1 protein-coding gene is annotated in these 259 nt (G+C 58.3%); it reads right to left on the bottom strand.

Features of this window, described 5'->3' with window-relative positions; genetic code table 11:
- Positions 1 to 259 (bottom strand): hypothetical protein (locus E4P00_RS26010; RefSeq protein WP_248133325.1); only part of this gene is annotated, 259 nt, incomplete at both ends.

The raw sequence follows: 259 nt of genomic DNA on the forward strand, positions 1-259 counted from the left end.
GATCCTTCCCGAGCGATCACGGCAAATGCGTAGACGGTTGTCATACGCATCGCTGATAGAAACCAACGCACCGTCGCGAAAGTGATAGAACCGCGACGCCTGGGCCAGCACCAGCTCATCAGGAGCCGAGCCTAAATAGATCGCCGCTTCGGCCAGGCTATTGGTGATCGCTGGCCGAGAATCGGTGGGCAATGGAAACTGCGTACGGCGGTTCTCATGATCGGTCCACACCACCGAATCGCCCGACACACAAAGCCTG

The organism is Pseudomonas sp. B329 (genome assembly GCF_023127835.1).
Lineage (GTDB): Bacteria > Pseudomonadota > Gammaproteobacteria > Pseudomonadales > Pseudomonadaceae > Aquipseudomonas > Aquipseudomonas synxantha_A.